Origin of the sequence: Corallococcus macrosporus DSM 14697 (assembly GCF_002305895.1) — a bacterium.
Lineage (GTDB): Bacteria > Myxococcota > Myxococcia > Myxococcales > Myxococcaceae > Myxococcus > Myxococcus macrosporus.
Window position 1 is genome coordinate 6,723,418 of sequence record NZ_CP022203.1, and the last position, 25,564, is coordinate 6,748,981.

General features: G+C 71.3%; 22 protein-coding genes. 4 read left to right on the forward strand and 18 right to left on the reverse strand.

The annotated features are described in order from the left end of the window. Positions 1–37: 37 nt before the first annotated feature. From MYMAC_RS26960 to MYMAC_RS27020, 13 genes are all read right to left on the reverse strand, one after another. The gene (locus MYMAC_RS26960) at positions 38–1,333 is read right to left on the reverse strand and encodes a YecA family protein (RefSeq protein WP_239989043.1); all 1,296 of its coding nucleotides are present in this window, start codon (positions 1,331–1,333) and stop codon (positions 38–40) included. Between the two features lie 77 nt (positions 1,334–1,410). Continuing rightward, positions 1,411–2,484: an oxidoreductase gene (locus MYMAC_RS26965; protein ID WP_095960160.1), complete on the reverse strand. Its 1,074-nt coding sequence runs from the start codon at positions 2,482–2,484 to the stop codon at positions 1,411–1,413. Positions 2,485–2,611: 127 nt separating this feature from the next. After that, positions 2,612–3,808 (reverse strand): hypothetical protein, encoded by a 1,197-nt coding sequence (locus MYMAC_RS26970; RefSeq protein ID WP_095960161.1) that lies wholly within the window; start codon positions 3,806–3,808, stop codon positions 2,612–2,614. Continuing rightward, on the reverse strand, positions 3,805–4,374 hold the full coding sequence (locus MYMAC_RS26975) for a c-type cytochrome (protein ID WP_095960162.1): 570 nt from the start codon (positions 4,372–4,374) through the stop codon (positions 3,805–3,807). The genes MYMAC_RS26970 and MYMAC_RS26975 overlap by 4 nt, the downstream gene beginning before the upstream one ends. Next, the gene (locus MYMAC_RS26980; protein WP_095960163.1) at positions 4,371–4,892 is read right to left on the reverse strand and encodes a DUF3341 domain-containing protein; all 522 of its coding nucleotides are present in this window, start codon (positions 4,890–4,892) and stop codon (positions 4,371–4,373) included. Before MYMAC_RS26980 ends, MYMAC_RS26975 begins: the two co-directional genes overlap by 4 nt. Further along, positions 4,889–6,367, reverse strand: a complete 1,479-nt coding sequence (gene nrfD / locus MYMAC_RS26985; protein WP_095960164.1) for an NrfD/PsrC family molybdoenzyme membrane anchor subunit — start codon at positions 6,365–6,367, stop codon at positions 4,889–4,891. Before nrfD ends, MYMAC_RS26980 begins: the two co-directional genes overlap by 4 nt. Beyond that, positions 6,364–9,333, reverse strand: a complete 2,970-nt coding sequence (locus MYMAC_RS26990) for a TAT-variant-translocated molybdopterin oxidoreductase (RefSeq protein ID WP_095960165.1) — start codon at positions 9,331–9,333, stop codon at positions 6,364–6,366. The genes nrfD and MYMAC_RS26990 overlap by 4 nt, the downstream gene beginning before the upstream one ends. A gap of 12 nt (positions 9,334–9,345) precedes the next feature. Further along, entirely contained in the window at positions 9,346–9,924 is a 579-nt protein-coding gene (locus MYMAC_RS26995; protein WP_239989044.1) for a cytochrome c3 family protein, read from the reverse strand. A 72-nt stretch (positions 9,925–9,996) separates the two neighbouring features. Further along, positions 9,997–10,605, reverse strand: coding sequence for a respiratory nitrate reductase subunit gamma (locus MYMAC_RS27000; protein WP_095960167.1), 609 nt, complete (start codon positions 10,603–10,605; stop codon positions 9,997–9,999). After that, positions 10,602–11,444 (reverse strand): c-type cytochrome, encoded by an 843-nt coding sequence (locus MYMAC_RS27005; protein ID WP_095960168.1) that lies wholly within the window; start codon positions 11,442–11,444, stop codon positions 10,602–10,604. The genes MYMAC_RS27000 and MYMAC_RS27005 overlap by 4 nt, the downstream gene beginning before the upstream one ends. 183 nt (positions 11,445–11,627) lie before the next feature. Further along, on the reverse strand, positions 11,628–12,026 hold the full coding sequence (locus MYMAC_RS27010; protein ID WP_013942011.1) for a hypothetical protein: 399 nt from the start codon (positions 12,024–12,026) through the stop codon (positions 11,628–11,630). Between the two features lie 41 nt (positions 12,027–12,067). Further along, positions 12,068–13,177, reverse strand: coding sequence for a cytochrome-c peroxidase (locus MYMAC_RS27015; RefSeq protein WP_095960169.1), 1,110 nt, complete (start codon positions 13,175–13,177; stop codon positions 12,068–12,070). Positions 13,178–13,412: 235 nt separating this feature from the next. Then, positions 13,413–14,225 carry a YfiM family lipoprotein gene (locus MYMAC_RS27020; RefSeq protein WP_095960170.1) on the reverse strand — a complete coding sequence of 271 codons (813 nt, stop codon included), beginning with the start codon at positions 14,223–14,225 and terminating at the stop codon, positions 13,413–13,415. A 119-nt stretch (positions 14,226–14,344) separates the two neighbouring features. Here MYMAC_RS27020 and MYMAC_RS27025 point away from each other — a divergent pair, with 119 nt between their 5' ends. After that, positions 14,345–15,445 carry an acyltransferase family protein gene (locus MYMAC_RS27025; protein ID WP_420810018.1) on the forward strand — a complete coding sequence of 367 codons (1,101 nt, stop codon included), beginning with the start codon at positions 14,345–14,347 and terminating at the stop codon, positions 15,443–15,445. A 21-nt stretch (positions 15,446–15,466) separates the two neighbouring features. Here the strand turns inward: MYMAC_RS27025 and MYMAC_RS27030 are convergent, their stop codons facing one another. Together MYMAC_RS27030 and MYMAC_RS27035 are read right to left on the reverse strand one after the other, a co-directional pair. Next, positions 15,467–16,045 (reverse strand): FxsA family protein, encoded by a 579-nt coding sequence (locus tag MYMAC_RS27030; RefSeq protein WP_095960172.1) that lies wholly within the window; start codon positions 16,043–16,045, stop codon positions 15,467–15,469. Between the two features lie 47 nt (positions 16,046–16,092). Beyond that, the gene (locus MYMAC_RS27035; RefSeq protein WP_095960173.1) at positions 16,093–16,623 is read right to left on the reverse strand and encodes a hypothetical protein; all 531 of its coding nucleotides are present in this window, start codon (positions 16,621–16,623) and stop codon (positions 16,093–16,095) included. Between the two features lie 29 nt (positions 16,624–16,652). Here MYMAC_RS27035 and MYMAC_RS27040 point away from each other — a divergent pair, with 29 nt between their 5' ends. The 3 genes from MYMAC_RS27040 to MYMAC_RS27050 all read left to right on the forward strand — a co-directional run bounded on the left by MYMAC_RS27040 (position 16,653) and on the right by MYMAC_RS27050 (position 19,787). Then, positions 16,653–17,957 (forward strand): class I SAM-dependent rRNA methyltransferase, encoded by a 1,305-nt coding sequence (locus MYMAC_RS27040; protein ID WP_204816969.1) that lies wholly within the window; start codon positions 16,653–16,655, stop codon positions 17,955–17,957. An 11-nt stretch (positions 17,958–17,968) separates the two neighbouring features. Further along, positions 17,969–18,457: a YkgJ family cysteine cluster protein gene (locus tag MYMAC_RS27045; RefSeq protein ID WP_013942018.1), complete on the forward strand. Its 489-nt coding sequence runs from the start codon at positions 17,969–17,971 to the stop codon at positions 18,455–18,457. A gap of 214 nt (positions 18,458–18,671) precedes the next feature. Beyond that, the gene (locus MYMAC_RS27050; protein ID WP_095961703.1) at positions 18,672–19,787 is read left to right on the forward strand and encodes a glycerate kinase; all 1,116 of its coding nucleotides are present in this window, start codon (positions 18,672–18,674) and stop codon (positions 19,785–19,787) included. Positions 19,788–19,796: 9 nt separating this feature from the next. Here the strand turns inward: MYMAC_RS27050 and MYMAC_RS27055 are convergent, their stop codons facing one another. Genes MYMAC_RS27055 through MYMAC_RS27065 form a run of 3 tightly spaced genes read right to left on the reverse strand, consistent with a single transcriptional unit; the run spans position 19,797 to position 25,497 of the window. Then, positions 19,797–20,924, reverse strand: coding sequence for a hypothetical protein (locus tag MYMAC_RS27055; protein WP_095960174.1), 1,128 nt, complete (start codon positions 20,922–20,924; stop codon positions 19,797–19,799). A gap of 13 nt (positions 20,925–20,937) precedes the next feature. Next, the gene (locus MYMAC_RS27060; RefSeq protein WP_013942021.1) at positions 20,938–22,947 is read right to left on the reverse strand and encodes an amidohydrolase family protein; all 2,010 of its coding nucleotides are present in this window, start codon (positions 22,945–22,947) and stop codon (positions 20,938–20,940) included. Between the two features lie 48 nt (positions 22,948–22,995). Continuing rightward, positions 22,996–25,497: a type VI secretion system Vgr family protein gene (locus MYMAC_RS27065; RefSeq protein ID WP_095960175.1), complete on the reverse strand. Its 2,502-nt coding sequence runs from the start codon at positions 25,495–25,497 to the stop codon at positions 22,996–22,998. Positions 25,498–25,564: the final 67 nt, after the last annotated feature.

Genomic DNA, 25,564 nt, shown 5'->3' on the forward strand with positions numbered 1-25,564 from the left:
GCCTCGCGCCGCCGCCGGCCCGAGGCGCCGCGCCTGCTCAGGCCTGCTCGGTGCGCAGCGTCACCGGGTGCTCCTTGAGCCACGCCTGGCAGCGCTCGATGCGCGCGGCGGCGGCCGGCAGGCCCATGCTCAGCAGCAGCGCGCGGTAGGGCTCGAAGGCCTCCGGCGTCCACGCGGTGAGCGCCTTGAGGTCGGCCAGCGCCACCATCTCCTCGGGTGAGCGCCCCTCCGCCTCCTTCCGCGCCGTCAGCAGCGCGGCGAGCGTCATCCGCGCGGGCTCCGCCTCGAAGGCGATGGCGGCGTCCATGAATGCCATCTGGGTGGCCTCATCCGCCCCCGCGTCCTTCGCCTTCTGGCGCAGCCTGTCCAACAGGCCCGCGAGGAAGTCGTCGTCGAGCGCGCCCTTCACCGCCCGCATCAGCGCCGTCACCGCGTCCCGGCGCACCGCGGGCTCCGTCCCCGTGGGCAGGTTCTTCAGCGCCTGCATCGGCTCCCAGAGCGAGCAGGTGAGCCACAGCTCCTCCTCGGGAGAGAAGACAGCCGGCGACGTCGGGGCCCGCAGCCAGGCCTCCACCCGGGCGGCGCGCTCCTTGGCTTCACGCGCGATGCGCTCGGCCAGCGCCGGGTCTTCCTGGACGTACTTGAGCAGCGCGCCCACGTCGCCCCCCCGGGCCTGCTGGAGCGCGGCCTTCGCCTCCTCGGGGAGGGATTGCTCCTCCAGCCCCTTCACCAGCGCCTCGTACTTCTGGGACAGCTCCTTGTGCCGGGCGCTCCACTCGCGGAACTGCACGTCGAACACCACGTCCAGCACGGGGATGTCCTCTGGCCGGGCCTTGCCCATCCGCTTGGACGCCGAGGCCAGCAGCGTGCCCACGCCAATCGCCCGCCGGTCCTCGGCGGACAGGCCCGGCGTGGACAGCTTCGCCATCAGCGCGGCGGCGAGCGACGCCAGGAAGGCCTGCGTCCCCAGCTCGCGCACCGTCCCCACCAGCAGCTCACGCCGGGCGCTGGAGGCGTCCTGCTCCGCGTTCTCCGACAGCCGGGCCAGCTCCTTGCCGACGTGGTCCGAGAAGGCATTCACGTCGAAGCGCAGGCCGGGCAGCGGGCCCCAGTCCGCCATCAGGTCCGCCAGCCGCTCCAAGGCGCCGGACAGCTTGGACACATCCGGGTCGCCCAGCACTTCCATGGCCGCTTCGAGGTCGGCCCGGGCGGACGAGGCGGGGGCGGCGGGCGGCGCGGCCCGGGCCCGGTCCTCGGTGGCATGGCAGACCTTGTACTTCTTGCCACTGCCACAGGGACACGGGTCGTTACGGCCGGGCTTCTTCGAGCTCAAGGGGTCCTCAGAGGGTCGCGTGTGCGACAAGGGGAGTCCACGACACCGCTAGGAGTAGGCATCCCACCGGGCGGGAATCAAGCAGTGCCTGCGTTGAAGGCCGCACGCTCCGCCTCCGTGAGCGTCAGCGGCTGCGCACGGCCACTCACCTGCGCCTCGATGCCCGCCTCCAGCACGGCCTGGACCGCCACGGCCTGGATGGGCGTCACGGGGTTGGGCGCCCCTCCCAGCAGGGCATCCCGGATGCCCGCGTAGTACTGCCGGTAGTCCCCCGCCGATGCGACGGTGGGTGCCCCATGCGGCCCAGGTGACGGGGCCTCGTGCCAGGCCAGGCCCTCCGGGGGTCCTCCCATCACCAGCCGAGGCACCTGCTGCTCGCGGCCCAGGGTAAGCCATGAGCCCCGTGAGCCATGCACGGCGAAGCGAGGCGTCATCGCCGCGATGAGCATGGACGCCTGGAGCACCACCCGCCGCCGTGGGTAGGCGAGCGTGTACTGGAACCAGTCATCCACGAAGGCGCCCTCTCGCAACGTCTCGCGCGTGCCGGACACGGACTCCGGCAGCCCGAACAGTTGCAGCGCCTGGTCGACGAGGTGCGGCCCCAAATCGAACCACACGCCCGCGCCCGGAACCGTCTGTTCCCGCCACTGGGCGCGGACCTCCGGACGGAACCGGTCGAAGCGCGACTCGACGTGGGCCACGTGGCCCAGGGTGCCCTCCGCCAGCAGCGCCTGCAGCGCCTGGAAGTCGGTGTCCCAGCGCCGGTTGTGGAACACCGAGAGCAGCAGGCCACGCGACTCCGCCAGGGCACGCAGCGCGCGCGCTTCGGCCAGGGTGATGGTGAAGGGCTTGTCCACGACGACGTGCTTCCCCGCCTCGAGCGCGGCCTCCGCCAGCGGCGCGTGCAGGTCATTCGCCGTGGCGATGACGACCAGGTCCACGTCGGGGTGCGTCGCCCCGGCCTCATGCGAGGTGCACAGGGTGACGTGCGGCAGCGTCGAGCGCACCGCTTCTTCCTGGCGCGAGGCCACGACCTGAAGCACCAGCCCCTCCACGCCTTGAATCAGCGGCGCGTGGATGTGCCTGCCCGCGATGCCGTAGCCCAGCAAGGCCACTCGGAGGGGTGCTCGTCCAGGGGAGGAATCGGCCATGGCGCACCCTACCCTGGAAAGTGCAACGCCGCCCGCCGAGGAGGACGGGCGGCGTCGCTGTCGGGAGCGGGCTTCCGGGGAGGCCCCGCCATCGAGGCATCCACCGCTCCCTTCCTCTCAATCCAGCTCAGGTGTGGTGATGCAGGCTCTCCACCAGGTACGGGTCGCCCACCGGCACCATCGGCGTGGCGCGCACCGTCCGCGTCACCGCCAGCGTGAAGAGCGCCGCCATTCCCACGAAGCCGGCCAGTTCGAACACGCCCAGGGCCACGCCGTCAGGCTGCCCCCCGGGCACCACCATCAGGTACAGGTCCAGCCAGCGCCCCACCAGGAGGATGCCGGCCACGCGCAGCAGGTGTGACGGATTGCGCTTCGCGGGCCTGGGCAGCAGGAGCACGAAGGGCAGCGCCCAGTTGAGCGCCACGTTCAGATAGAAGGCCACCGCCCAGGTGCCGTGCGTCCGCGTGACGAAGTAGACCGTCTCCTCCGGGATGTTCGCGTACCAGATGAGCAGGTATTGCGAGAACCACAGGTAGGCCCACAGCGTGGCGAAGCCGAACATGAGCTTGCCCAGGTCGTGCAGGTGGCTGGTGTTGAGCTGGGGCAGCGCGCCCGCGCGGTGGAGCAGAATCGCCGTCACGGTGATGGCGCACACGCTGGAGCTGAGCAGCCCCGCGATGTTGTAGAGCGCGTAGATGGTGCTGAACCAGTGCGGCTCCAGCGTCATCAGCCAGTCGAACGCGGCCAGACAGAAGGTCAGCGCGAAGAGCACCAGGAACACCGCCGACACCGTCACGTTGCGCCCGGCCAGCTCCGGCGAGCGCTCCGCGTCCTGTCGCAGGGAGATGCGCCGCAGCGTCCACGTGAAGCCCGTCCACAGCGCGAGCATCACCACCATGCGCACCGCGAAGAAGGGCACGTTGAGGAACGCGGCCTTCTCATGCAGCAGGTGGTCCGTCTCCATGATTCCCGGCTTCGCCCAGGGGTAGAGCGAGGACACGAAGGGCAGCAGCGCCAGAATCGTCACCGCGCCCCAGGGCACGTAGGCCGCGAAGGCCTCCGGGATGCGCTTGAACACGGTGAACCAGCCCGCGTTCGCCACGTACATCAGCGCCAGGAACACCGCGCCGCCCAGGCCCAGACAGAGGAAGTAGAAGCCGCTGGTGAGCAGGCTCGTCAGCGCACGCTCGCGCGCGATGGCCAGCCCCGCCACCAGGATGCCCAGGCCCACGCCGGCCAGCACCTGCGCCGCGCGGTGCACGGCGGGAGGGACCTCGAAGCCGCTGGTTGGAGCAGCGGCCACCTCATGCATCGAAGCACTCATGGCACGTCCTTCCGCGCCGTCCGCGCGGGGTCCTGCAAGGTCCGGACGTAGTGGACGATCTTCCACCGGTCCTCCGGAGCCACCTGCGAGCCATGGGCCGGCATCAGCCCCTGCCCGTGGGTGATGATGTGGAACACCTGCCCATCCGGGAGCTGCTTCGCGTGCTCGGCCAGCAGCGACGGCGGCATGGGGAAGCGCGCGGTGACGAGCCCGTCGCCCAGCCCCTCCGCGCCGTGACACGGCCCGCAGTAGCGCGAGAAGGCCACCTTCCCCCGGGCCAGCACCTCCGGCGACGCGGGATAGGGATTCTGGAGCTCCCGCCCTGCCCTCGCGGCCTCCTCCGGCCCCGCCGCCAGGTGCAGCGGCTGGTGCCCACGCGGCACGGTGCCCTTCACCGGCGCCAGCAGCGTCTTGCCGTCCACGGTGACGGGATTCGCCGCGAAGGTGTCGTAGGGCACGGAGGACACCATGTCCGGTGCGTATTCGAAGTTGGGCCGCGTCTCGTCCTGCTCGCAGCCGGTGAAGGCCAGACTCACGACCACCACGCCCAGGTGCAGCTTCTTCACGACGCCACCTCCAGCAGGTCCGTCGCCACCGCGCCGTGTCGGCGCATCAGGTCCTCGGCCGCGTCCAGCTCCGAGGGCACCTCGCGCGGCGCCACCGCGATGGCGAACCGGTCATCCGTGACACGCGGGAGCACCGGGCGGCGGCTCCCCGGGAAGAGCTTCGCCCGCACCAGGAAGGCCGCCACGGTGGTCAGCGCCGCGAAGAGCACCGTCAGCTCGAAGGACACCGGGATGAACGCGGGGAACGAGTTGAACGGCTTGCCGCCCACGTTGAGGGGCCAGCTCACCACGCTCGTGTAGTACTGGAGCGACAGCGCCAGCGTGCAGCCCAGCAGGCCCGCGCCGAAGCACACCCAGGTGAGGCGGCTGGGCTTGAGGCCCATGGCGTCATCCAGGCCGTGCACCGCATAGGGCGTGTACACGTCATGGAGGACGAAGCCCGCCTCGCGCACCGCCCGGGTGGCGTCCAGCACCTGGGCCTCACTGTCGAAGTAGCCGACGAGAACCGGGGCACTCATACGGGGACATCCTTTCGGGTGGCGATGGCCAGCGGCCCCGGCGCCACGGGCCGGTGGGCCACGGGGTGCGGCGCCTCGGCGGCCGGCTTCGCGGGCGGGTGCGGCTGCGCCTCATGGCCGTCGCGAGCGAAGCCCAGCACGCTCTTCACCTCGCCGATGGAGATGATGGGCAGCACGCGGACGAAGAGCAGGAACAGCGTGAAGAAGAGGCCGAACGTCCCGATGAAGGTGCCCACCTCCACCATCGTCGGCGTGTACATGGCCCAGCTCGACGGCAGGAAGTCGCGGTGGAGGCTGGTGACGATGATGACGAAGCGCTCGAACCACATGCCCACGTTGATGACCAACGACAGGACGAAGATTGCCGCGGGCGAGGTGCGAATCTTCTTGAACCAGAAGAGGTGCGGCGACACCACGTTGCACGTCACCATGATCCAGTACGCCCAGGCGTAGGGCCCGAAGGCGCGGTTCATGAAGGCGAAGCGCTCGTAGGGGTTGCCGGAGTACCAGGCGATGAAGAACTCCGTCGCGTACGCCAGCGACACCAGGCCACCTGTGACGATGATGATCTTCGTCATGTTCTCCAGGTGGCGCAGGGTGATGAGGTGCTCGTAGCCCAGCACCACGCGGGTGATGATCATCAGCGTCAGCACCATGGCGAAGCCGCTGAACACCGCGCCCGCGACGAAGTACGGCGGGAAGATGGTGGTGTGCCAGCCGGGGATGACCGACGTGGCGAAGTCCATGGAGACGATGGTGTGCACGCTGAGCACCAGCGGCGTGGCCAGGCCGGCCAGCAGCAGGTACACCGTCTCGTAGCGGCTCCACGTCCGGTGCGAGCCCGTCCACCCCAGCGACATCACCTTGAAGACAGCCTTGCGGAGGCCCGCCTTCGCCCTGTCACGCACGGTGGCCAGGTCCGGAATCAGGCCCACGTACCAGAACACCGCGGACACGGTGAAGTACGTGGAGATGGCGAACACGTCCCACAAGAGCGGCGAGCGGAAGTTCACCCACAGGCTGCCGCGGTCGTTCGGGTACGGCAGCACCCAGAAGGCCAGCCAGGGCCGGCCCATGTGGATGACGGGGAAGAGCGCCGCGCACATCACGGCGAACAACGTCATGGCCTCCGCCGCGCGGTTGATGCTGGTGCGCCACTTCTGCCGGAAGAGGAAGAGGATGGCGGAGATGAGCGTGCCGGCGTGGCCAATGCCCACCCAGAACACGAAGTTGGTGATGTCGAAGGCCCAGCCAATCGTCTTGTTGAGGCCCCACACCCCAATGCCCGTGGCCACCTGGTAGCCGACGATGCCGGCGCCCGTGCCGAGCACGGACACCGCGATGCCGAAGGCCACCCACCACTTCCACGTGGGGGCCCGCTCCATGGGGGCGCAGATTTCCTCGGTGAGCTGGCCCAGGGTACGCGGCTCGGTGACGAGCGGTTCGCGCAGCGGGGACAGATGCTGGTGGCTCATGTGCCGCTTCCCGACCCGGTGTTCCGGATCTTCGTGAGGTAGGTGATGGACGAACCGATGTTCAGCTCCTCCAGCAGGCGGAACGCGCGCCCGTCCTTCGCCAGCCGCGCCACCTGGCTGTCCGGGTCATTCACGTCGCCGAAGTGGATGGCCTTCGCCGGGCAGCTCTGCTGGCACGCCGTCTGGATGTCCCCGTCACGCAGCGGGCGGCCCTCCCGGTTCGCCGTGGCCTTGGACTCCTGGATGCGCTGCACGCACAGCGAGCACTTCTCCATGACGCCCCGGCTGCGCACCACGACGTCCGGGTTGAGCACCATCCGCTCCAGCGGCTCGGCGTGCTCGGAGTCGAACCAGTTGAAGCGACGGACCTTGGTGGGGCAGTTGTTGGCGCAGTAGCGCGTGCCGACGCAGCGGTTGTAGACCTGCTGGTTGAGGCCCTCGCTGGAGTGCACCGTGGCCAGCACCGGGCACACCGTCTCGCACGGCGCGTTCTCACAGTGCTGGCACATCATCGGCTGGTGGACGACCTGGGGGTTGGCCTCGTCACCTTGGTAGTACCGGTCGATGCGCATCCAGTGCATCTCGCGTCGGCGCAGCACCTCGTCGCGGCCCACGCTGGGGATGTTGTTCTCCGCCTGGCACGACACCACGCAGGCCGAGCACCCCGTGCAGGCGCTCAGGTCCACCGCCAGCGCCCAGCGGTGCCCCTTGTACTCGTGGCCCGACCACAGGGAGAGCGAGTGCCCTCCCCCGCCGTGCCCCGCCTGCACCTCGTTGCCCGCGCGCGGGTTGGCCAGGAAGGCGGCCAGCTCCGCCTCGCGCACGTGCGGCCGTCCCTCCAGCCGGTGGTGCGTCTGCGTCAGCGCCAGGGGCTGCTGCTCGCCCGTGGCCCGCACCGTGACGCCGGGCACCACGCGCCGCGCCCGCCCGTCCACCACCGCCGACAGCGGGTAGCCGTTGACGCCGATGCCGTCCGCGACGCGCCCGGCGTGGGTGCGGCCGTAGCCCACCGCCACCGCGATGACGGAGGGGTGCGTCCCCGCCTGCACCAGCACGGGCACCGACAGCGTCGTGCTCCCCGCGCGAACCTGGACGACGTCGCCGTCCTCGAGGCCCAGCGCCTTCGCGCGCGCCGGGGCGATGCACGCCGGGTTGCCCCAGGTCACCTTGGTGATGGGGTCCGCCACCTCCTGGAGCCACGCGTTGTTCGCCGGCGCGCCGTCACGCAGCGCCACCGTGGGGTACAGCACCAGCTCCCACTCCGCCGCGTGGCGAGCCACACCGGCCAGCGCCTTCGCCAGCCCCTCCTCGCGGAAGACGGGCGCCTCCACCGAAGCGGCGCCGAGCGTCACCACGCCACGGCGGAGGGCATCGTCCCAGAAGGCGCTGAAGCCCTGGAGCGCTCCACCGGCCCGAGGGAAGACCTCCGCCTCCCACCGCGCGCGGAGGAAGTCGTAGTGCGCCTGGGGTGCCCCCACCCACTGGAGCAGTGATTCCACCGCGCCGCGCGTCTCGTGCAGCGGCGCCACCGCGGGCTGGCGCAGGGACACCACGCCCCGGCGCACCTCGGCGTCGCCCCACGACTCCAGCGCCGTGGCCTCCGGCGCGTGCAGCCCCACGTGGACGGCCGTCTCGTCCCGCCGGTCGCTGGTGGACAGGGTGAGCGGCACGTCCTTCAGCAGCGCCGCCAGCTCCGCGCCGCGCGGGTCGGTGTAGACGGGATTGGTGCCCATGAAGAGCACCGCGCCCACGGCCCCGGCGCGCAGCTCCGTGAGCAGCGTGTCCATGGACAGCGCGTCCGCGTCCAACACCGTGCCGTCCGCCAGCGACACCGTGTGGCCCTCGTTGCCCAGCAGCGCATTGGCGGTGCTGGCCAGCACCTGCATGGCCACGTCATCGCCCCCCGCCACCACCAGGGCCTCCCGACGTTGGGCCCACAGCGCGTCCGCGAGCTCCGCCCTGGTCGCCTCCTCCAGCGCGGGCGGCAGCGAGGCCAGCCCGGGCACCTCGCGGCCGGCCTTCACCGCCAGGCGCCGCACCAGGTCCGCCAGCACCAGCGCCATGTCGGAGGGCGCCACCACGAAGCGGCGGTCCGCGGCGGCGCCGGTGAGCGTCATCAACGGCTCCACCTGGTAGTGCCGCGACATCGTCCGGCGCCGGGCCGCGTCGCGCGACTCCGCGTACTGCCGGGTGAAGGCCACGGGCGACACCCACGTCCCCAGGAAGTCCGCGCCGAAGCTGGCGATGACGGCGGCCTTGTCGAAGCGGTAGTCCGGCACGGCGCGCACGCCATGAGTCACCAGGTAGGCGTCAGCGATGGCGGACAGCTCGCCCAGGGGCTCGTCGCGCACCGTGCGCGCGGTGGGGTACGCGGCCAGGAAGCGCTTCATCGCCGCCTCCGCCGTGGGGCCCAGGTGCCAGGGCAGCACCACGCGGATGCCCTTCCCCGCCTCGGTGGCCTCGCGCAGCGCCTGGGTGACGTCCGCGTCCACCTCGGCCCAGGACACGCGCTTCGTGGCGCGGGTGGGGTAGCGGGCGCGGCTGGCGTCGTAGAGCGACAGCACGGACGCCTGGCCCACCGCGCACACGCCGCCGCGCGACACGGGATGTTCGTCGTTGCCCTCCACCTTGATGGGACGGCCGTCGCGCGTCTTCAGCAGCAGGCCGCACTGGGCGCTGCACCCGTTGCAGGTGGACGCGTACCAGAGCGCCAGCCCCGGCGTGACTTCATCCGGGCGCGCCACGTAGGGGATGATCTGCTGCACCGGCGCGCGCTGGCAGGCCACCATGGCCGCCGCGGCGCTCAGGCCCATCAGCTTGAAGAAGTCCCGGCGGCTGTTCGCATCCGGCGGCGTGGCGGCGACGCCCACGGGGAGCGGCTCCGTGAACTCGTCCTGGGACAGGGCGCCAACGTCGCCAGCGCGCTCCACCAGGCTCTGCCAGTACTTGGGAAGTGGGTCGGACATGGATGGGACTCCTCAGCGGTGGCAGCTCGAGCAGTCCGTGGGGGGCTGCAGGATTCGAGGGGCCTTCAGCGGCTCTGGCGCGGGCGCGCCGGACGACAGGGCCAACAGCTCTCCGGCGCGAGGCGCGGAGGGCGGCGGCGCGGACACCTGCTTCGCCGCCGTGTCGCGGTGGCAGTCCAGGCACCAGCCCATCGTCATGGGCTCCTTCTGCTCCACGCGCACCATCTCCTGCACGGGGCCGTGGCACGTCTGGCAATCCAGTCCCGCGCCCACGTGGCTGGCGTGGTTGAAGTACGCGTGGTCCGGCAGGCGGTGGATGCGCACCCACGCCAGGGGCTTGTTCTCCGCCACCGCCGCCGCGACCTTCTGAATCTCCGGCGAGTCCGTCTTCACCTGCGTGTGGCAGTTCATGCACACGCTGGTGGAGGGCACGCCGGCGTGGCGGCTCTTCTCCGCGCCCACGTGGCAGTACTGGCAGTCCAGGCCGTACTGCCCGGCGTGGACGGCGTGGGAGAAGGCCACGGGCTGCTCGGGCATGTAGCCCTGCTGGTTGTTCACCGGGCCGCTGCACCCCGCCAGGGCGAGGGCCATCCAGCCGCCCAGGGTGAGGGCACGACAAGGGATGCGAGTCGAGGCGTCTTTCATGACGGGTGCGCCGCCGCGTCAGCGGGCGGTCTCCTCCCGAGGCGTGACGAGCAGGGGCTCGGCGACAGGCTGTGGCCGCGCGCGGATGAAGGGAGCCAGCGCCAGCACCACCATTCCGGAGAGGGTGTGGAGCTGGACTATGAAGGGCGCCTGCGCCAGCAGCGTCGCGTCCGGGCTGAAGGCCAGCACCGAGCGCAGGTACGGCACCACCACGTGGACGTACCAGGCCGAGCCCCAGCGCACCGCCACCGCCAGGTAGACGCCGGAGAGGGACTGCGCGAGCAGCAGCCCCAGCAGCGCGGCGCTGCGCCACTGCCCTTCCCGCGCGCGGCGCGCTGTCAAGCCCGCGAGGCCCCAGGCGAGCAGCAACCCTCCAACAAGGCTCACCGCCTCCAGCGTGAAGAGCCGCCCCGGCGACGCGTTGAAGGCCTGCATCGCCCGAGGCGCCAGCAGCCCCAGCAGGTGGTTGAGGGCCACGATGACGGCGCCGCCCAGCACGACGCGCCCCGAGAGCGTCCAGGGCGTGGGCTCACCCGCGGGGCGCTGGAACATCCACCTGCGCGCCACGCCCACCCCGGCCGCGCCCGCCGCCACGTAGGGGATGGCGGAGAAGAGGGCCTCACTCACGGCTGACCTCGCTTGGCTTGCGCGCCGAAGGCGACGCCCATGAACCCGAGCACCGCGAGCATCCCGACGACGCCCAGGTAGAAGAAGTCCCGGTCCGCGCGGGGCTTGCTGCCGTCGCGCGACACGTCCGCGAGGTACGCCTTGAGGGCGTATTGCTCCTCCTCCTCCAGCGGCGCCTTCGCGTACAGCGCGGCCATCATCGGCGTGTCCAGCTTCGCCAGCGCGGGCCGCATGCCCCGCTCGCCCATGCGCGCGAAGGCGAACGTCAGGTTGGGCCCCAGCGTGCCGCCGCCCGCCACGCCCAGGCCGCGCACGTCATGGCAGCCGATGCAGGCCGGGCCGCCCTTCGCCAGCGACTCCGTGCCCTCGAAGAGCCGGCGCCCCCGGGCGACCTCCTCGGGCGCCGCGTCCGTGCCCATCCTCGCCGCGGGCGAGGGCTTGCAGCCGCCCACACCTCGCTTCGTGCAGTCGCGGAAGAAGGCGTAGAGGGCGCCGCGCTCCTCCGGCGTGAGCTGCTGGTCCGGCATGCGGATGCCGTTGAACTGCTTCAGCAGCGCGGTGGCCACCGGGTCGCCCGCGTCGATGACGGCGCCCGGGCTGGTGATGAAGCGGGTGACCCACGCCTCGTCGCGCCGCTCCAGCACGCCGTGCAGGTCGGGGCCCACGCGGTCGCCCTCGCCCAGCGTGTGACAGGTGGCGCAGCGCTGGTGGAAGAGCGCCGCGCCCCGCGTGGCGCCCTGCGCCCCCGCCAGTGGCGCCGCCACCAGGGCCAGGAGCTGGATGACGGGGACGAACCTTCGCGCGAAGCGCGGCCGTCCTTCCTGGGCGTGTGTCCGCATCGCCGCGTGCCCCTCCTCGAAGGGAGGCCGGGCTCACTGCCCGGCACGCTCGACACGAATTGCAATGCGAAGGCCAGAATGACGAACGGCCAACACCCAGGCAGTCATGCGTGGGGGTTGGCCGTGGGAGCGCAGCATTTGCGCCGCGCGCCGTGGTTCAGCGCAGCATTTACCCGGCGGGGCTCACATCGCGGTGGTGGTGAACACGCCGCGGCCAATGGCCATGATGCCGCCGATGATGAAGACGACGGACACCACCACGCCCACCAGCGGCAGCACGAAGGCCGGCTGCGGCTTGCGACGGTTGATGGACAGCGTCGCCTGCGCCACGCCGGCGGCGAGCACCATCATCACGATGTGCCCGATGAGCGCCGGGTAGTAGAAGCGCGTCACCAGCACGCCCACGCCCAGCAACACCTGGAGCTGGAGCAGCCCGGAGTAGGCGGAGCCCAGGATGCGCCCCAGCTTGTCGAAGGGCTTCCGCGTCGCCAGCCCGTAGGCGAAGTACGCGAGGGCCAGGATGCCAGCCAGCAGCACCAGATAGCGGAGCCCGGAGTGGGCGTAGAAGAGCATTCGGTCCATGGGCCTCGCTGCTTAGCAACGCGCGAGGCGCCGCGCACCTTTCAAGACGGGTCCGGCTTGGGCGTCTTCGCGGTGCTGGGGGGCAGCTCCGGCGGGGCGATGAGCTCGGCGGGGGGCAACTCCCCCGTGAGGCTCTTGAGGAAGGCGACCAGGTCGTCCACCTCCGCGTCCGTCAGGGTGCGCGCGAGCTGGTGCTTCGCCATCAGCCGCACCATCCGCGGCAGCTCCACCACGCTGCCGTCGTGCAGGTACGGCCCCGTCTTGTCCACGTTGAGGAGCGTGGGCACGCGGAACTTGCCCCGGTCATCCTCGTTCTTCGTGGCGTCGAAGCGGCCCGCGTCCTTCAGGCCCGGGTAGTCCTCGATGAGGCCCAGCTTCTGGAAGGACGTGCCGCCCACCGCCGGGCCGTTGTGGCACGTGGTGCAGCCGGTGGTGGCGAAGAGCTGGAGGCCCCGCTGCTCCTGCTCGGAGAGCGCGTCGTGCTTGCCGCCCACGAAGGCGTCGAAGCGGGACGTCGTGACGAGCTTGCGCTCGAAGGCGGCGATGGCGCGCGCGGCGTTGGCCATGGTGACGGGCTTCTTCTCCCCCGGGAAGGCCTCGCGGAAGCGCTTCGTGTACTCCGGGATGGAGGTCAGCGTGGCCACCACGCGCTTCTCGTCCGGCATGGCCATCTCCACCGGGTTGAGGATGGGCCCGGTGGCCTGCGCCTCCAGCGTGTCCGCGCGCCCGTCCCAGAACTGCGCGATGTGCCCCGCCGCGTTGTACACGGTGGGCGAGTTGCGCGTGCCCTTCAGCCCCTTGTGCCCGTCCGACAGCGCCTTGTTGTCCACGCCGAAGGTCGTCAGGCCGTGGCAGGTGTTGCAGGACACGTCGTGGTTCTTGGACAGGCGCGGCTCGAAGTAGAGCATGCGGCCCAGCGCCACCTGCGCCTCGGTGTCCTGGGGCGGGGGCGGCGCGTCCTTGCGCCGGGGCAGCGGCTTGAAGAAGTGCGCGAGCTGCTCGGGCGTCATCGGCTTGGGCGCCGGCAGCTTCTGCGCTTCCGGCGCGGCCACGGGCTCGGCGACGGGTGGCGGTGTGCGCTCACATCCCGCGAGCGCACTGACGCCCATCGCGGACAGCGAGAGCAGCGAGACCCACCGGTTCTGAATCATGGAAGCCCTCCATGGCCGCTTCGATAGCGCGGCGCAAGCTACCAGCAAGCGGCCCACGAGGAACGCCGCGTCGTGACATCCCCGCACGGCCGCTTTCCGGACCCATCAGCCGCCAGCGTGCCTCCCCGCCCCCCGGGCACTCGGACGAACAGGCCCGGCTGCGGGATTCCCGACAGCGCGCTACCTCCAAGGCACAGGCTACCGGGCGTGTTCCACCGGACAGGCCCCCCGTCGTTCAGGGGTGGGCTCGCGGGGCATCGCCCGGCATCACCCAGGACCCTTCGGAGGATGGATGCGGGACGACAGCGGCGGTGGACCGGCGGCGGACGTGGAGGTGCTCGTCTGCCGGAAGTGCCTCATGAAGGGCGGCGCCCGGGCCGGAGGGCTGGACCTGCCGCGCTGGCTCCAGGGCACGCTCACCGAACGCGGCCTGGGTGAGCAGGTCCGCGTGTTGCCCTCGGGCTGCATGAACCAGTGCCCGCGCGGCAAGGTCACCGTGCTCGTCAGCCGCGCCTCCGGCCGAGGCGGCGCGCTGGTGACGGTGGACCCGCGGCTGCATCGCGAGGAGCTGGTACAGCTCGTCGAACGCCAGGCGCGAGGAGAAGCCGCCCCGGAAGGCCCCGCCCCAGGCGCCATCGAAGCCGAGCGTGGCGGGGCGACGCGGTAGCTCCGCCCGGGCCACCTCCGGCGCATCCTCGCGGCGGAAGAGGAGCCGGTCCACCAGGTACGACACCGCGAGCCCGGACGCCGTGCCGAGCCCGTCCCACGCCAGGTCCTTCATCGAGAACGTCGTCCCGCGCCCCTTGTCGTAGACCTCCTTGGCCACGCCCACGCCCATGGCCAGCCCCGCACCGGTGAGCCAGCGCGCGTGGGGGTTGTCGAAGAGGAGCGCCCCTCCGGTGTACCCCGCGCCCGCGAGCACGAAACACGCGGCGAAGTGCTTGGGCTTGTCCGGCCCCAGCCACGCGTCCCCGGACGCCGCGCGGCCATGGAGGGGGGCCAGGAGGACGAGCAGCAGCATGCTGGGCAGCAGGGCGGGCGGGCGCATGTCCCTCCCTGTAGCACCACACGACCCGTCAGGGCGCCCTGTCTCTCCGTGAAGGAGCGGCTGGCGGGTTCATGCGTTTTGGAGACGGGGCCCCAGTCACGGCCTATGCTGGGGACCTCGTGAGTCAACTCGGCCCTACCTTCACCTTCCAGCAACGAGACACCCGGCACCCCGGGCTCGACGGCGCGCGCGGGCTCGCGGTGATGGCGATGGTCATTGGCCACACGCTGGACGCCGTGTTGTCGCCCACCGTGCGTGAGGACATCTGGGTCCAGCACTACTGGACCTGCCGGGGCATCACCGCGCCGCTGTTCCTGATGGTCGCCGGGTGGGCGGTGGTCGCGGCGCTGGGCTCGAAGCCCACGGCGGCCCGGGACACCTACGGCAAGCGGGTGCGGCGCGCGCTGCTGCTCATCTTCCTGGGCTACCTGGTGCACTGGCCCGGGTGGTCCACGGTCATCCACATGGGCCTGACCGAGAAGATGCTCACCAAGGTCTTCACCTTCGACGCGCTCCAGTGCATCGGCTTCGCGCTGCTGGCGGGCGCCACCCTGCTGGCGGTGACGCCGGGCCGCTGGGGCCGCACGGCGATGCTGGCGGTGATGACGGTGGGCCTGCCGCTGGTGAGCGCCGACGTCCGCGCGATGAGTGAGGGCCTGCCCGGGCCGCTGACCCAGCTCATCGGCAGTGACGGCTTCAGCCGCTTCGCCTTCTTCCCGTGGGCCGCCTACTTCTTCGCGGGGGCGCTGGCCGCGAACCTGCTGGGCGCGCTGCGGCCCGGCGTGCCCCAGGGGCTGGCGCTGCTGGTGCTGGGCGGCGGGCTCTTCTGGTTCATGCGCGGGCAGCCCCAGGACTGGGGCCCCGCCAGCGCGTGGCTGGTGGCCTACCGCATCGGCCAGGGGATGATGGTGCTGGGGTTCATCAACGTGCTGCCGCGGAAGGTCAGCGGGCTGCTGGCGCCCCTGGGCCGCCTGTCGCTGTGGGTCTACGTGCTGCACCTGCCCGTCGTGTACGGCTGGTCCAGCTACGCGGGCCTGTCCAGCCGCGTGGGCCCCACCCTGAGCCTGCCGGCCGGCCTGGGCATTGGCCTGGCGCTGCTGCTGGGCTGCGCCCTGGTGGCCCGCCTCGGGACGTGGCTGAGGGACCAGGCCCGGCCGTGGCGGACGGGCTCCACCACGCTGGAGGCCAGCGTGGGCAGCCTGGGCTCGCGCGGGAGCTGAGGCGGCTCCGGGCAGTGCGTGTCAGCTCCGCCCCGGCTTCTCCTCGGTGAATTCGGCGTCCACCTCCGCCTGCGGTCCCTGAGGACGGCGGGCCCCGGTGGCGCCGGCATCCGGTTCGAAGACGCCGGTGTGCGGCGTGCGCGGCACGGGGCCCCCCGGGAAGGGGCCGCCCACCGACGCGTGGAAGCCGCCGCCAAACGCGCCGCCGCCGAAGGTGGTGACGTGCATGGAGCCGTCGCGAACCTTGCGCTCCAGGGCGCGGCGGACGCGCGCGGAGATGAGGCGCCGCACGGGGGGCAGCAGCAGCAGGAGCCCCACCCCGTCGGTGATGACGCCGGGGATGACGAGCAGCACGCCGCCAGCGAGCACCAGCACGCCGCTGAGGATGCCCTCCTCGGGCACCTGGCCCCGCGCCATGGACTCGCGCCACTGACGCAGCACCCGCCTGCCCTCCCGCCGGGAGAGCCAGGCTCCGACCAGGCCAGACAGCAGCACCCAGGCGAGCGTGGGCGTGGGCCCTAGCTGCCGGCCAATGGCCAGGAGCAGGTAGAGCTCGAGGATGGGCACCACGATGAGGGCGAGGAGGAGGTAGCGGAACACGCTCCCAAGGTAACCCTTCGGGAGGAGCCGTGCTGGAGAACCGGACCTCAGGCCCCGCCGAGCTGGCTCACGAGCGAGTCCACCACCAGGTACAGGACCACGAAGATGCCAATGGCGATGAGGACCATGCGCGTGGAGGGCTGGAAGCCCCGGGCGCCCTGCGTCTCCTGCGCGTAGCTGCTCGCGCCGAGCGCCTCGGGCACGCCCGCCACCTCGCCCGCGTAGCGCGCCGTCCGGGCGTACTGCTCCATCACCCCGGCGTCGGCCTTGCCGTTCAGCGCCCGGCCAAGCTGCGGGTCCACCAGCCGGGCGCCGGCCTCGGTGGCCAGGGCCGCCGCCGCCTCAATCACCTCGCGCATCAGGTCCGGGCGGTCCGACAGCGGCACGCGCAGCTCGGTGGCCACCACCTGGCCGCCCTCGCGCAGCTCGCCGATGTCGACGTCGCCGCTCTTGAAGGGCCACCTGCGCACACCGTCCGGGCGGACCACCGCACCCCGCTCGGAAAGGAGGGCATCCACCCGCGCCGCCTCGTAAGGCGTGCCCGGCGTCATCGTCTGGAGGAGCAACTCGTATCTCACGCGGGTTGCGAGTATACGCCGCCAACGCCATGTCCACCTCCTCCAAGCCTCCGTACCCGCGCCGAAGCGGCAACAAGCCCTCGGGCCCCTCCCAGCAGGGCCGGGGGCGCCCCCACGGCCGCCCCGAGAAGCCCGCGCCGGACCGCACCTCCCCCGAGCTGGGCCCGGACGGCCTCCCCCAGGTGTCGCTGCTGCGCCGGGGCGTGGAGCGCTGGCAGGGCGGCCACCCGTGGATCTACCGCGCGGACCTCAACGGCGACCCGGGCCTCGCCGGCGGCGAGGTGGTGCGCGTGACGGACAGCCGGGGCTGGTTCCTCGGCAAGGCCTTCTATTCGAAGCACTCGAAGATTTCCCTGCGCTGGCTCACCTTCGACGACGTCGCGGTGGACGCGGACTTCTTCCGCGAGCGGCTGTTGGCCGCGGAGTCGCTGCGCCAGCTCGCGCTCCCGGGAGAGAAGACGTACCGCCTGGTGCACGGCGAGGCGGACGGCCTGCCCGGGCTCGTGGTGGACCGCTACGGCGACTTCCTCAGCGCGCAGTTCCTGGTCCCCGCCATGGAGCAGCGCAAGGCGCTCATCGCCGACCTGCTCGAGGCGCAGTTCAAGCCGCGCGGCATCATCAACCGCTCCGACGTGGGCGTGCGCAACCTGGAGGGCCTCACCCCGGAGAAGGGCGTGCTGCGCGGCGAGCGGCCCGGCCCGGTGTCCTTCGACGAGGGCCTGGTGAAGATGCGCGCGGACCTGCTGGAGGGCCAGAAGACGGGCGCCTTCCTGGACCAGCGGGAGAACCACGTCATGGCCTCGCAGTACGCCCACGGCGAGGCGCTGGACTGCTTCGCCTACGTCGGCGGCTTCGCGCTCCAGCTCGCCACGCGGGCCAAACACGTCACGGCGATTGAAATCTCCGACGCGGCGGCGGCGCAGCTCCGGGAGAACGCGGCGTCCAACAAGCTGGCCAACCTGGACGTGGTGGTGGCCAACGCCTTCGACTTCCTCCGCGACGCGGTGGACGAGGGCAAGCGCTTCGACACCATCGTCCTGGACCCGCCCTCCTTCGCGAAGAACAAGGACGCCATCCCCGCCGCGGTGCGCGGGTACAAGGAGATCAACCTCCGCGCCATGCAACTGCTCCGGCCCGGCGGCATCCTCATCTCCGCGAGCTGCACGTACCACGTGGACGAGCAGGCCTTCGAGGACATGCTCGCCTCCGCCGCCGCGGACGCCCGCCGCCGCGTGCAGATCATCGAGCGGCGCGGCGCCGGCAGGGACCACCCCGTGCTCCTCAACCTGCGCGAGACGCGCTACCTGAAGTGCTTCGTGCTCCGGGTGCTCTAAAGGCCACGCGCATGCGGACGCGGGACTGGGACGACGAGGAAGACGACGCGCCCCTGGGCGGCACCCGCGAGCGGGAGCGCGCGCTGAAGGAGGTGCGCGCCGTCTACCGCCAGGCCGACGCGGCCTACGCCCCCTACTCCTGCCCGGCCAGCGGCGAGTGCTGCCAGTTGGCCGTCACCCAGCGCCAGCCCTGGCTGTGGCAGCCCGAGTGGGAGCTGCTGTCCCGCGGCCGCCCCCTGCCCCCGCCCCGCGCGGACGGCGGCTGCCCCTACCTGGACGCCACCGGCCTGCGCTGCTCCGTGTACGCGGACCGGCCCTTCGGCTGCCGGACCTTCTTCTGCGGGCGCATCCAAGGCCCCGCGCGCCAGCCCGCGGAGGCGGTGGCGTCGCTGCTGGAGCGGCTGGAGCGTGTGTCCCAGCGCGTGGCCCCCTCGCTGAAGGCCCCTCGCCCCCTGCTGGACTGGCATGCGGAGGCCTGGCAGGACGCCTCGAAAGCCTGAATTGCGACTTTGCAATTCAAGCCTTTGCAGGAATTCGCGGCGCTGGTGTATCGCTGAGACACAGAAGTGATGAAACACGCATCACCCCAGGGGTGGGAATGACGTGGGCAGTGGTATGCCAGGAGTGGGGGCTCTCGCAGGTGAAGGACGCGGTACGAGTCCCTTGGCCTTCTGGAGTTCCCTGGACACCGCAGAAACCGCCAAGCCCTTCACCGTGATTTCTCCTCGCTGGCTCGTCGCACCGCAGGAATTCAAAGGAACGCTTTCCGCCGCGGAGGCGGCCGAGGCCATGGCCCGCGGCATCCGCGAGTCCTCTCCCGAAGTGGTGCTGGACGTCGCGCCGCTCGCGGACGGTGGCCCGGGGACGGTGGAGGCCCTGCTGACGGGCCTGCGCGGCGAGCGCCGCCAGCAGGTGGTGCGAGGGCCCCTGGGCGCGCCCGTGGAGGCGCACTGGGCCCTGGTGGAGGACGGGCGCACCGCGGTGGTGGAGATGGCCGCCGCGTCCGGCCTGTCGCTGTTGGCCCCCGGCGCGCGTGACGCGCTGGCGGCGTCCACCTACGGCGCGGGCGAGCTGATGCGCGCGGCGCTGGACGCGGGCTGTGAGCGGCTCATCGTCGGCCTGGGCGGCAGCGCCACCACCGACGCGGGCACCGGCGCCCTCAGCGCCCTGGGCTTCCGCTTCCTGGACGCGCGGGGGCAGCCGCTGCCACCGGGCGGCGCGGCGCTGGCCGGGCTGGCCCGCGTGGACGCGAGCGGACGGCACCCGCGCCTGACGGAGGTGGAGCTGCTGGGCGCCACGGACGTCACCTCGCCCCTGCTGGGGCCGGACGGGGCCGCGCGGCTCTTCGGCCCGCAGAAGGGCGCGGACGAAGCCGGCGTGGAGGCGCTGGAAGCGGCGCTGGCGCACGCGGCCACGGTGCTGGGCGACACGCCCGCGGGCTGGCCCGGCGCGGGGGCGGCGGGCGGCTTCGGCTTTGGCCTGCTGGCGCTCGCGGGGGCGCGGCTGGTGCCGGGCTACGAGCTGGTGTCGCGCGCGCTGGGCCTGGAGCGCCGCGTGCTGATGGCGGACGTGGTGCTCACCGGCGAGGGGCGCTTCGACCGGCAGACGTCACTGGGCAAGGGCCCGGGCGGCATCGCGCGGCTGGCCCGCGAGCACGGCACCCCGGTGGTGCTCTTCGCCGGGCAGGTGCGGCGGGACGAGGGCCTGGAGCTGGACCTCTTCCACGACGTGGTGGACCTGAGCGCCCACGCCCAGCCGAGCGAAGCAGCCTCGAAGGTGCTGTGCGAGGCCGCCGCGCGTTGGGCCGCCCAGCGCCTCAAGGGGCGCTGAGCCGGGCCGTCACTTCCCGTCGGCCTTCGGCGGCGCGGCCCCCAGCTTCCAGTGCACCAGCGCGTCCTTCGTCCCGTCGTACATGACGAGCGAGGGCACCTCCCCCCCCGTCCACAGCAACGCCGCGCCCTTCTCCGGGACGGCGCCCAGCGCCAGGGGCGCCTTGAAGGCCGCGCCCACCTGCTGCACATAGAGGTGCGGGTCGCGGCCGGCGCTGTTCAGCACGCGGTAGAAGAGCCAGTCGCCCTCGGGCGACAGCGAGCCCAGCGTCACCGATTCACCCGACGCGTAGCGGGCCAGCCGCGCCGTCACCGCGGACGCGCCCTCCCACGACACGCGCCAGATGCCCGGGTCCTCGGGCTTCTCCTTCCCCGCCTCGCGCTTCGGCGCCACCTCGCGCCCCAGCGCGACGAGCGCCACCGGCCGCGCGGGGTGCAGCCGCAGCGACTGCACCGTCAGGCCATCCACCGCCAGCTTGCGCAGCGCGAGCGCCAGCGGGTGCTCTGGCTGGGGTTTGCCCAGGTCGGGCCCATAGAGCTCCAGCGAGGCCCCGGGCCGCTGCACCGCCACCAGCCCCGCGCCCGCGTCCCACTTCACCGCGCCCACCACGGAGCCCAGCTCCAGCGCGCCCTGCTGCACGCGCTTTTCACCGTCCAGCCGCCAGGTGCGCAGCCGGAAGTCGATGCGGTCGTCGGTGACGTAGTTCGTGGTGTCCTCCAGCTCCACCGCCACCACCTGCGGCGTGTGGGAGACCCAGGCGCCGCGGATGGACACCTCCTCCAGGCGCCCGGCCATGGACCACGTCTTGGCGAGCTGCCACTTGAGGTCGTACAGCACCAGCCGCCGCGTCTGGAGGTACGCCAGGTGCGTGGGGGACGGCGGCGGCAGGCCGGACAGCTCCCCCCCGGACACCTGCTCCAGGTACTCGTCATCCACCTCGACGCGGCGCACCTCGGGGCCGGACAGCTCCAGGCGCCAGAGCTTGTCGTTCAGCGTGAGCACCGCCACCGAGTCCGGCACGGGCGCCGGGAACACGAGCGCCACCTGGTTCCAGGGGAACGGCGACTTGTGACGCACGGGCGCCGCGGGCGCGGGCAGCGCGGGCGTCAGCAGGAAGGGGTCCTTGTTGGGCTCCATGGGCGGGGCGCTCCTACTTCGCCTTCGTGGTCGCGGTGAACAGCATGGGGCCGCTGGCCAGCCCACCCGCCTTGTCAATCTGCTCCAGCGGGTGCTGCAGCCGCATCAGCGTGGTGAAGTTGTCCTCCAGCGCGTCCACCGGCGCGCCCGTCACCTTGAGCCGCTCCTGGAGCGCCTTGAGGCCCTCCTTCATCTTCGGCGCGACCTCAATCATCCGGTAGAAGCGCATGGGATTGACGATGGCGAACTGGGTGAAGAGGTTCACCTGCGTCGGCAGCTCCTTCTGGATGAACTCCAGCCCGCGGATGGTGCGGCTGTACCAGGCCGCGTACGCCACGGGCTCGGCGGTAATCATGTACCAGTCGGTGCCGAACATGACCTTCTTCAACATCCACGGGCTGGACTTGAGGATCTCCGCCAGCAGCTTCCACTTCTGCTTCTCCATCAGGTCCAGGTAGGAGATGTCCGTGTAGAAGTTGGGGAACTCGTCGCACAGCTCGACGATGGAGCCAATCCAGCTCTTGTCATACTGGACCTTCTGGGCGTCCTGCTTGACGGAGAGCCCCTTGCGGAAGTCCCAGAAGGTGCCGTCGCTGGCGAAGTGCGCCAGACACAGGCGCAGGTTCGGGTTGTCGTTGAGCACCGGGCGCCAGGCCTCCGGGTGCACGTAGTTCTCGTAGAAGTAGCGCATCCGGCCCGGGTTCAGCAGCTTCTCCTTGGCCTCGATGGCGTCCTCCACGCCGTTGCGGGCGCGGCGCAGCACCAGCGGGATGTGGCTCTTCCAGCTCGCCTCCAGCTCCGCCACGTATTCGCGGGCCTTGGTGATGTTGGTGTCCGCGGCGGCGATGGCCTCCTGGGACGGCCAGTACTTCGGGTCCTTGCGGATGGCCTCGTCCGGCTCGTGGTCCAGGTAGAAGCGCCGCTCGTGCGTGTAGAAGCCGGACGGCGTGCAGTGGGTCATCACCGGGATGTCCTTCGCCGCGCAGTCGGAGAAGAACCCGCTCAGGACGTCCTTCACCGGCGCGTGGCGCTCCTTCGGCATGTAGCCCTGCGGGCTGTACATCTTGAAGCCGATGTAGGGCGCCGCCTGCGAGGCCGTCACCACCTTCTTGAAGGCGGCGGCCTTGTCTCCGTTCTTGATGAAGCGGCGCGGCTCGAAGTGGTACATCGGCAGCAGCCGGAAGGGGTGCTCCGCCGTCGCCTGCTCGGTGTGCCGGAGCTGCCGGGCCCACGTCTCGTGGAGGTCCACCTCGTCGGACTTCGCGACGATCTTCTCGCCGGGGTCGTCGGACTTCGTGCGCCAGCGATAGGTGATGGCGGGCCCGGACTCGCCGTCCTCCTCGCTGTAGATGGGGTCCCCCTGGTAGCCCGCCAGGTGGCAGTAGTCCATGTCCATGGTGAGGACGATGGACATGCCCAGGTAGGAGGCGCTGGCCTCCGCGTGGCCCTGGGTGGACGCATAGGCGCGCAGGGGCGCGGGGATGACGTACTCCTCCACGCCGCCCATCCCGTCCGGGGCGTACCCCGTCCGGTCCTGGGCGAGGCTGTCATTGGAGCGCACCGCCTCCTCGCCAATGCGGTGCGTGTCCCGGTGGGACACATCCCCGATGTCGGGCGCGAACGGAATCTTCGCCGCCCAGAAGCCCAGGCGGTTGATCTTCGTGCGGCTGGTGCCCGTGCCGATGAGGAAGCCCAGGCCCTTGTCCTTCATCATCTGCACGAGCGCGGGCATGGGCGTGCAGTTGCCGCTCATGATGTGCATGTGCGCGTCGAAGTGGACGGGCGGCAGCGTCAGCGGCGTCCCGGGCGTGGCGATGAGGTTCTGCGGCCCGCCCGCGGACACCTGGTTCTCCGGCAGGTCCGGGATGATGACCCGGTCATCCGCCTTCACCTCGTTGGCGCCACGCGTGGAGCGCAGGCCCCCGTTGTCCGGATGCTCGTAGATGAGCTTCCATTCCTTGAACCCATACTTCTGCGCGATTGAGTCGGGGGAGTCCCCGTCCTTGACGACGTACGTTTCCATCGCTGGCCTATCCGAAATGGCGCGTGTGCCCGCGCGGGCGGGTACAGCTCAGGACCCCTTGTTGATGCGGCCCGACATCTCCGGGAAGACGATGCGGTAGTCGCCGGGCGGCACCTTCTCCACCACGCCCTTCCCGCTCCCGTCCACTCGGCCCTTCTTGATGCTGCCGTCGGGCATGTGCAGCTCGAAGGGCTGGTCCTTGATGGGCTTGCCGTCCATCCCCTTGAGGTTGAACTCGACGTTGAGGGGGTCCGGGTCCTTGAGGTGCTCCAGCTCCTTCGCCTCTCGCGAATCGCTCTTGAGCGAACCGGCCGCCTCCATCTTCACCTTGGCGCCCTTGAACTTCACCTCCTTGCCGTCCACGGTGAGCGTCTTCAGGGTGAAGGTCACCTTGCCGGACTTCTCCATCTTGAGGATGAGGTTGTCTCCGACGATGAGCGAGAAGGTGTCCGCCTTCAGGTCGAACTTCTTGGCCAGGCCGGCCATGGGCTCGGTGATGTAGAGGCCGGTGGTCTTCCCGATGTCCTCCTCCCAATCCTTGCCAATGGTCAGCGTGAGCTGGCCCTTGGTGCGCAAGTCCCAGTCACCGCCGACGTCCACCGTCTTGTCCTTGGCGACCGTCTCCTGGCGGGCGCCCAGCACGTGCTCGGTGTGGGCGCCGGCCACCTCGAGGCCGCGCGCGCCGCCGGTGGCCTCGTTGTAGGCCAGCGCCACGTTGACGCTGTAGGCGCCGCCAATGGTGGTGGCCTTCGCGGCCCCCACGTTCTCCATGGCGCCCTGGAGCACCAGCGCGGTGAGGTTGCCGCCCACCGTCATCGTCTGGTTGCCCTCCACGGCCTCGTCATGGGACTGCGTCGTCCGGGTGGAGCGGTTGCCCTGCACCAGCAGCGTCTGGTTCTGCTCGACGACGCTCACGTCGTCCGCGCCCACGCGCAGCTCCTGGTTGCCCTCCACCGTGCGCTCGCGGTCCTTCTTCACCAGCAGGTCCTCGAAGCCCGTCACCTGCTGGTCCTTGTCGTTCTCCGTGAGCAGGTCCTCGTCCTTCTGCGCGTGGGTGAAGACCTCCTCCTGTCCCGCCGCGTCCTCCACCCGGACCTCGTTGAAGCCGTCACTGCCCAGGCTGGAGGCGCTCTTGCGCGTGGACTTCGTCTTCTCCCCTGGCAGGCCGTACGGCACCGTGTTGGTGCCGTTGTAGACGGCCCCCGCCACCAGGGGCCGGTCCGGGTCGCCCTCCAGGAAGCGCACCACCACCTCCTGGCCGATGCGCGGCAGCCACACGTCACCCCAGGCCTGGCCGCCCCACGGCTGGCCCACGCGCACCCAGCAGGAGGCCTTCTCGTCGCGCTGGCCCTCGCGGTCCCAGTGGAACTGCACCTTGATGCGGCCGTGCTCGTCGGTGTGGATCTCCTCGCCCGCGGGCCCCACCACCGTGGCCGTCTGCGGCCCGGCGAGCTGCGGCAACGGCGTCAGGCGCCGGGGGCGGAAGGGCACGGCCTTGGGCAGGAGCTGGAACTGGTTGCGGTACAGGCCCTGGAGCGACTCGCTGCCCGCGCTGACGTCCGGCTGGGAGGCCCAGTGCATCACCTCCGTGACGAGGTATTCGCCCGCGAAGGTGCCGTCCTCCGGGGACAGCACCTCCAGCAGGTACCCCGGCGTCAGGCGCGGCGCCACGCCCTGGCCCGACAGCGTGCGCCCGCCCATGCTGGCCGCTTCCGTGCGCACGCTGGACGCGGCCTTGCCCACGCCCGGCGCCACGTACCCGGCGGGGTAGTCGTAGAGCTCCAGCTCCGTGACGCCCTCGGGCGCCTGCGCCTTGCCGGAGATGTCCAGGCCGGGCTTCTCGAAGTCGAAGTCCTTCAGGTGGACGGCGCCGGGCCGCAGGCGGTGCACCACCTCCAGCGCGGAGAGGTATTCGCCCTCCACCACCGCGTTGCCCCGGCTCGCGTGCAGCGGGAGCTGCGGGCCCTGGGGCAGCGGCACGTGCGTCGTGGGCTTGTCTCCCAGCACCAGGGTGTGGCCGTCCTCGGCGTGCTCGAAGAAGTAGAAGATGCCCTCCCACTCCATGAGCCGGCTGAGGAAGGCGAAGTCGCTCTCCCGGTACTGCACGCAGTAGTCGCGGGCGGCGTAGCTGCCGGCCAGGGACAGCCGCGTCTTCACGCCGGCCTCGTCCAGGACGGCCTTGAGGATGTCCGGCACGGACTTCTGCTGGAAGATGCGGCTGCGGTGTTGCTGGGTGAGGCGCCACAGCCTGGGCACCACGTGCGCCCGGTAGCGGCGGCGGCCCGCCTTCAGGCCCAGCGACTCCACCTCGCGGACCCAGCCGTGCACGTGGCGAGGCGCGCCGTCACGAACGGACAGGGTGAGCAGCGCGTCCTGCCCCAGCAGCTCGCTGGGGGTGATGGGCTCGCCGTCCTTGGCGAAGAAGTCCACCCGGAAGTCGAACAGGTGGCTCAGCGCCTCGGTGCCGGAAATACTGGAGACGCTCAGCGCATGGGCGTCGTGAGAGCCCACCTGCACCGAGAACGCGGGCGCACTGCTTTGAGCGGCCATGACTCCCCCTTCACCGACGCTGAGGTTTCCGGCCCTGCCGGGAACGAACGGGAGATGCTACCACACG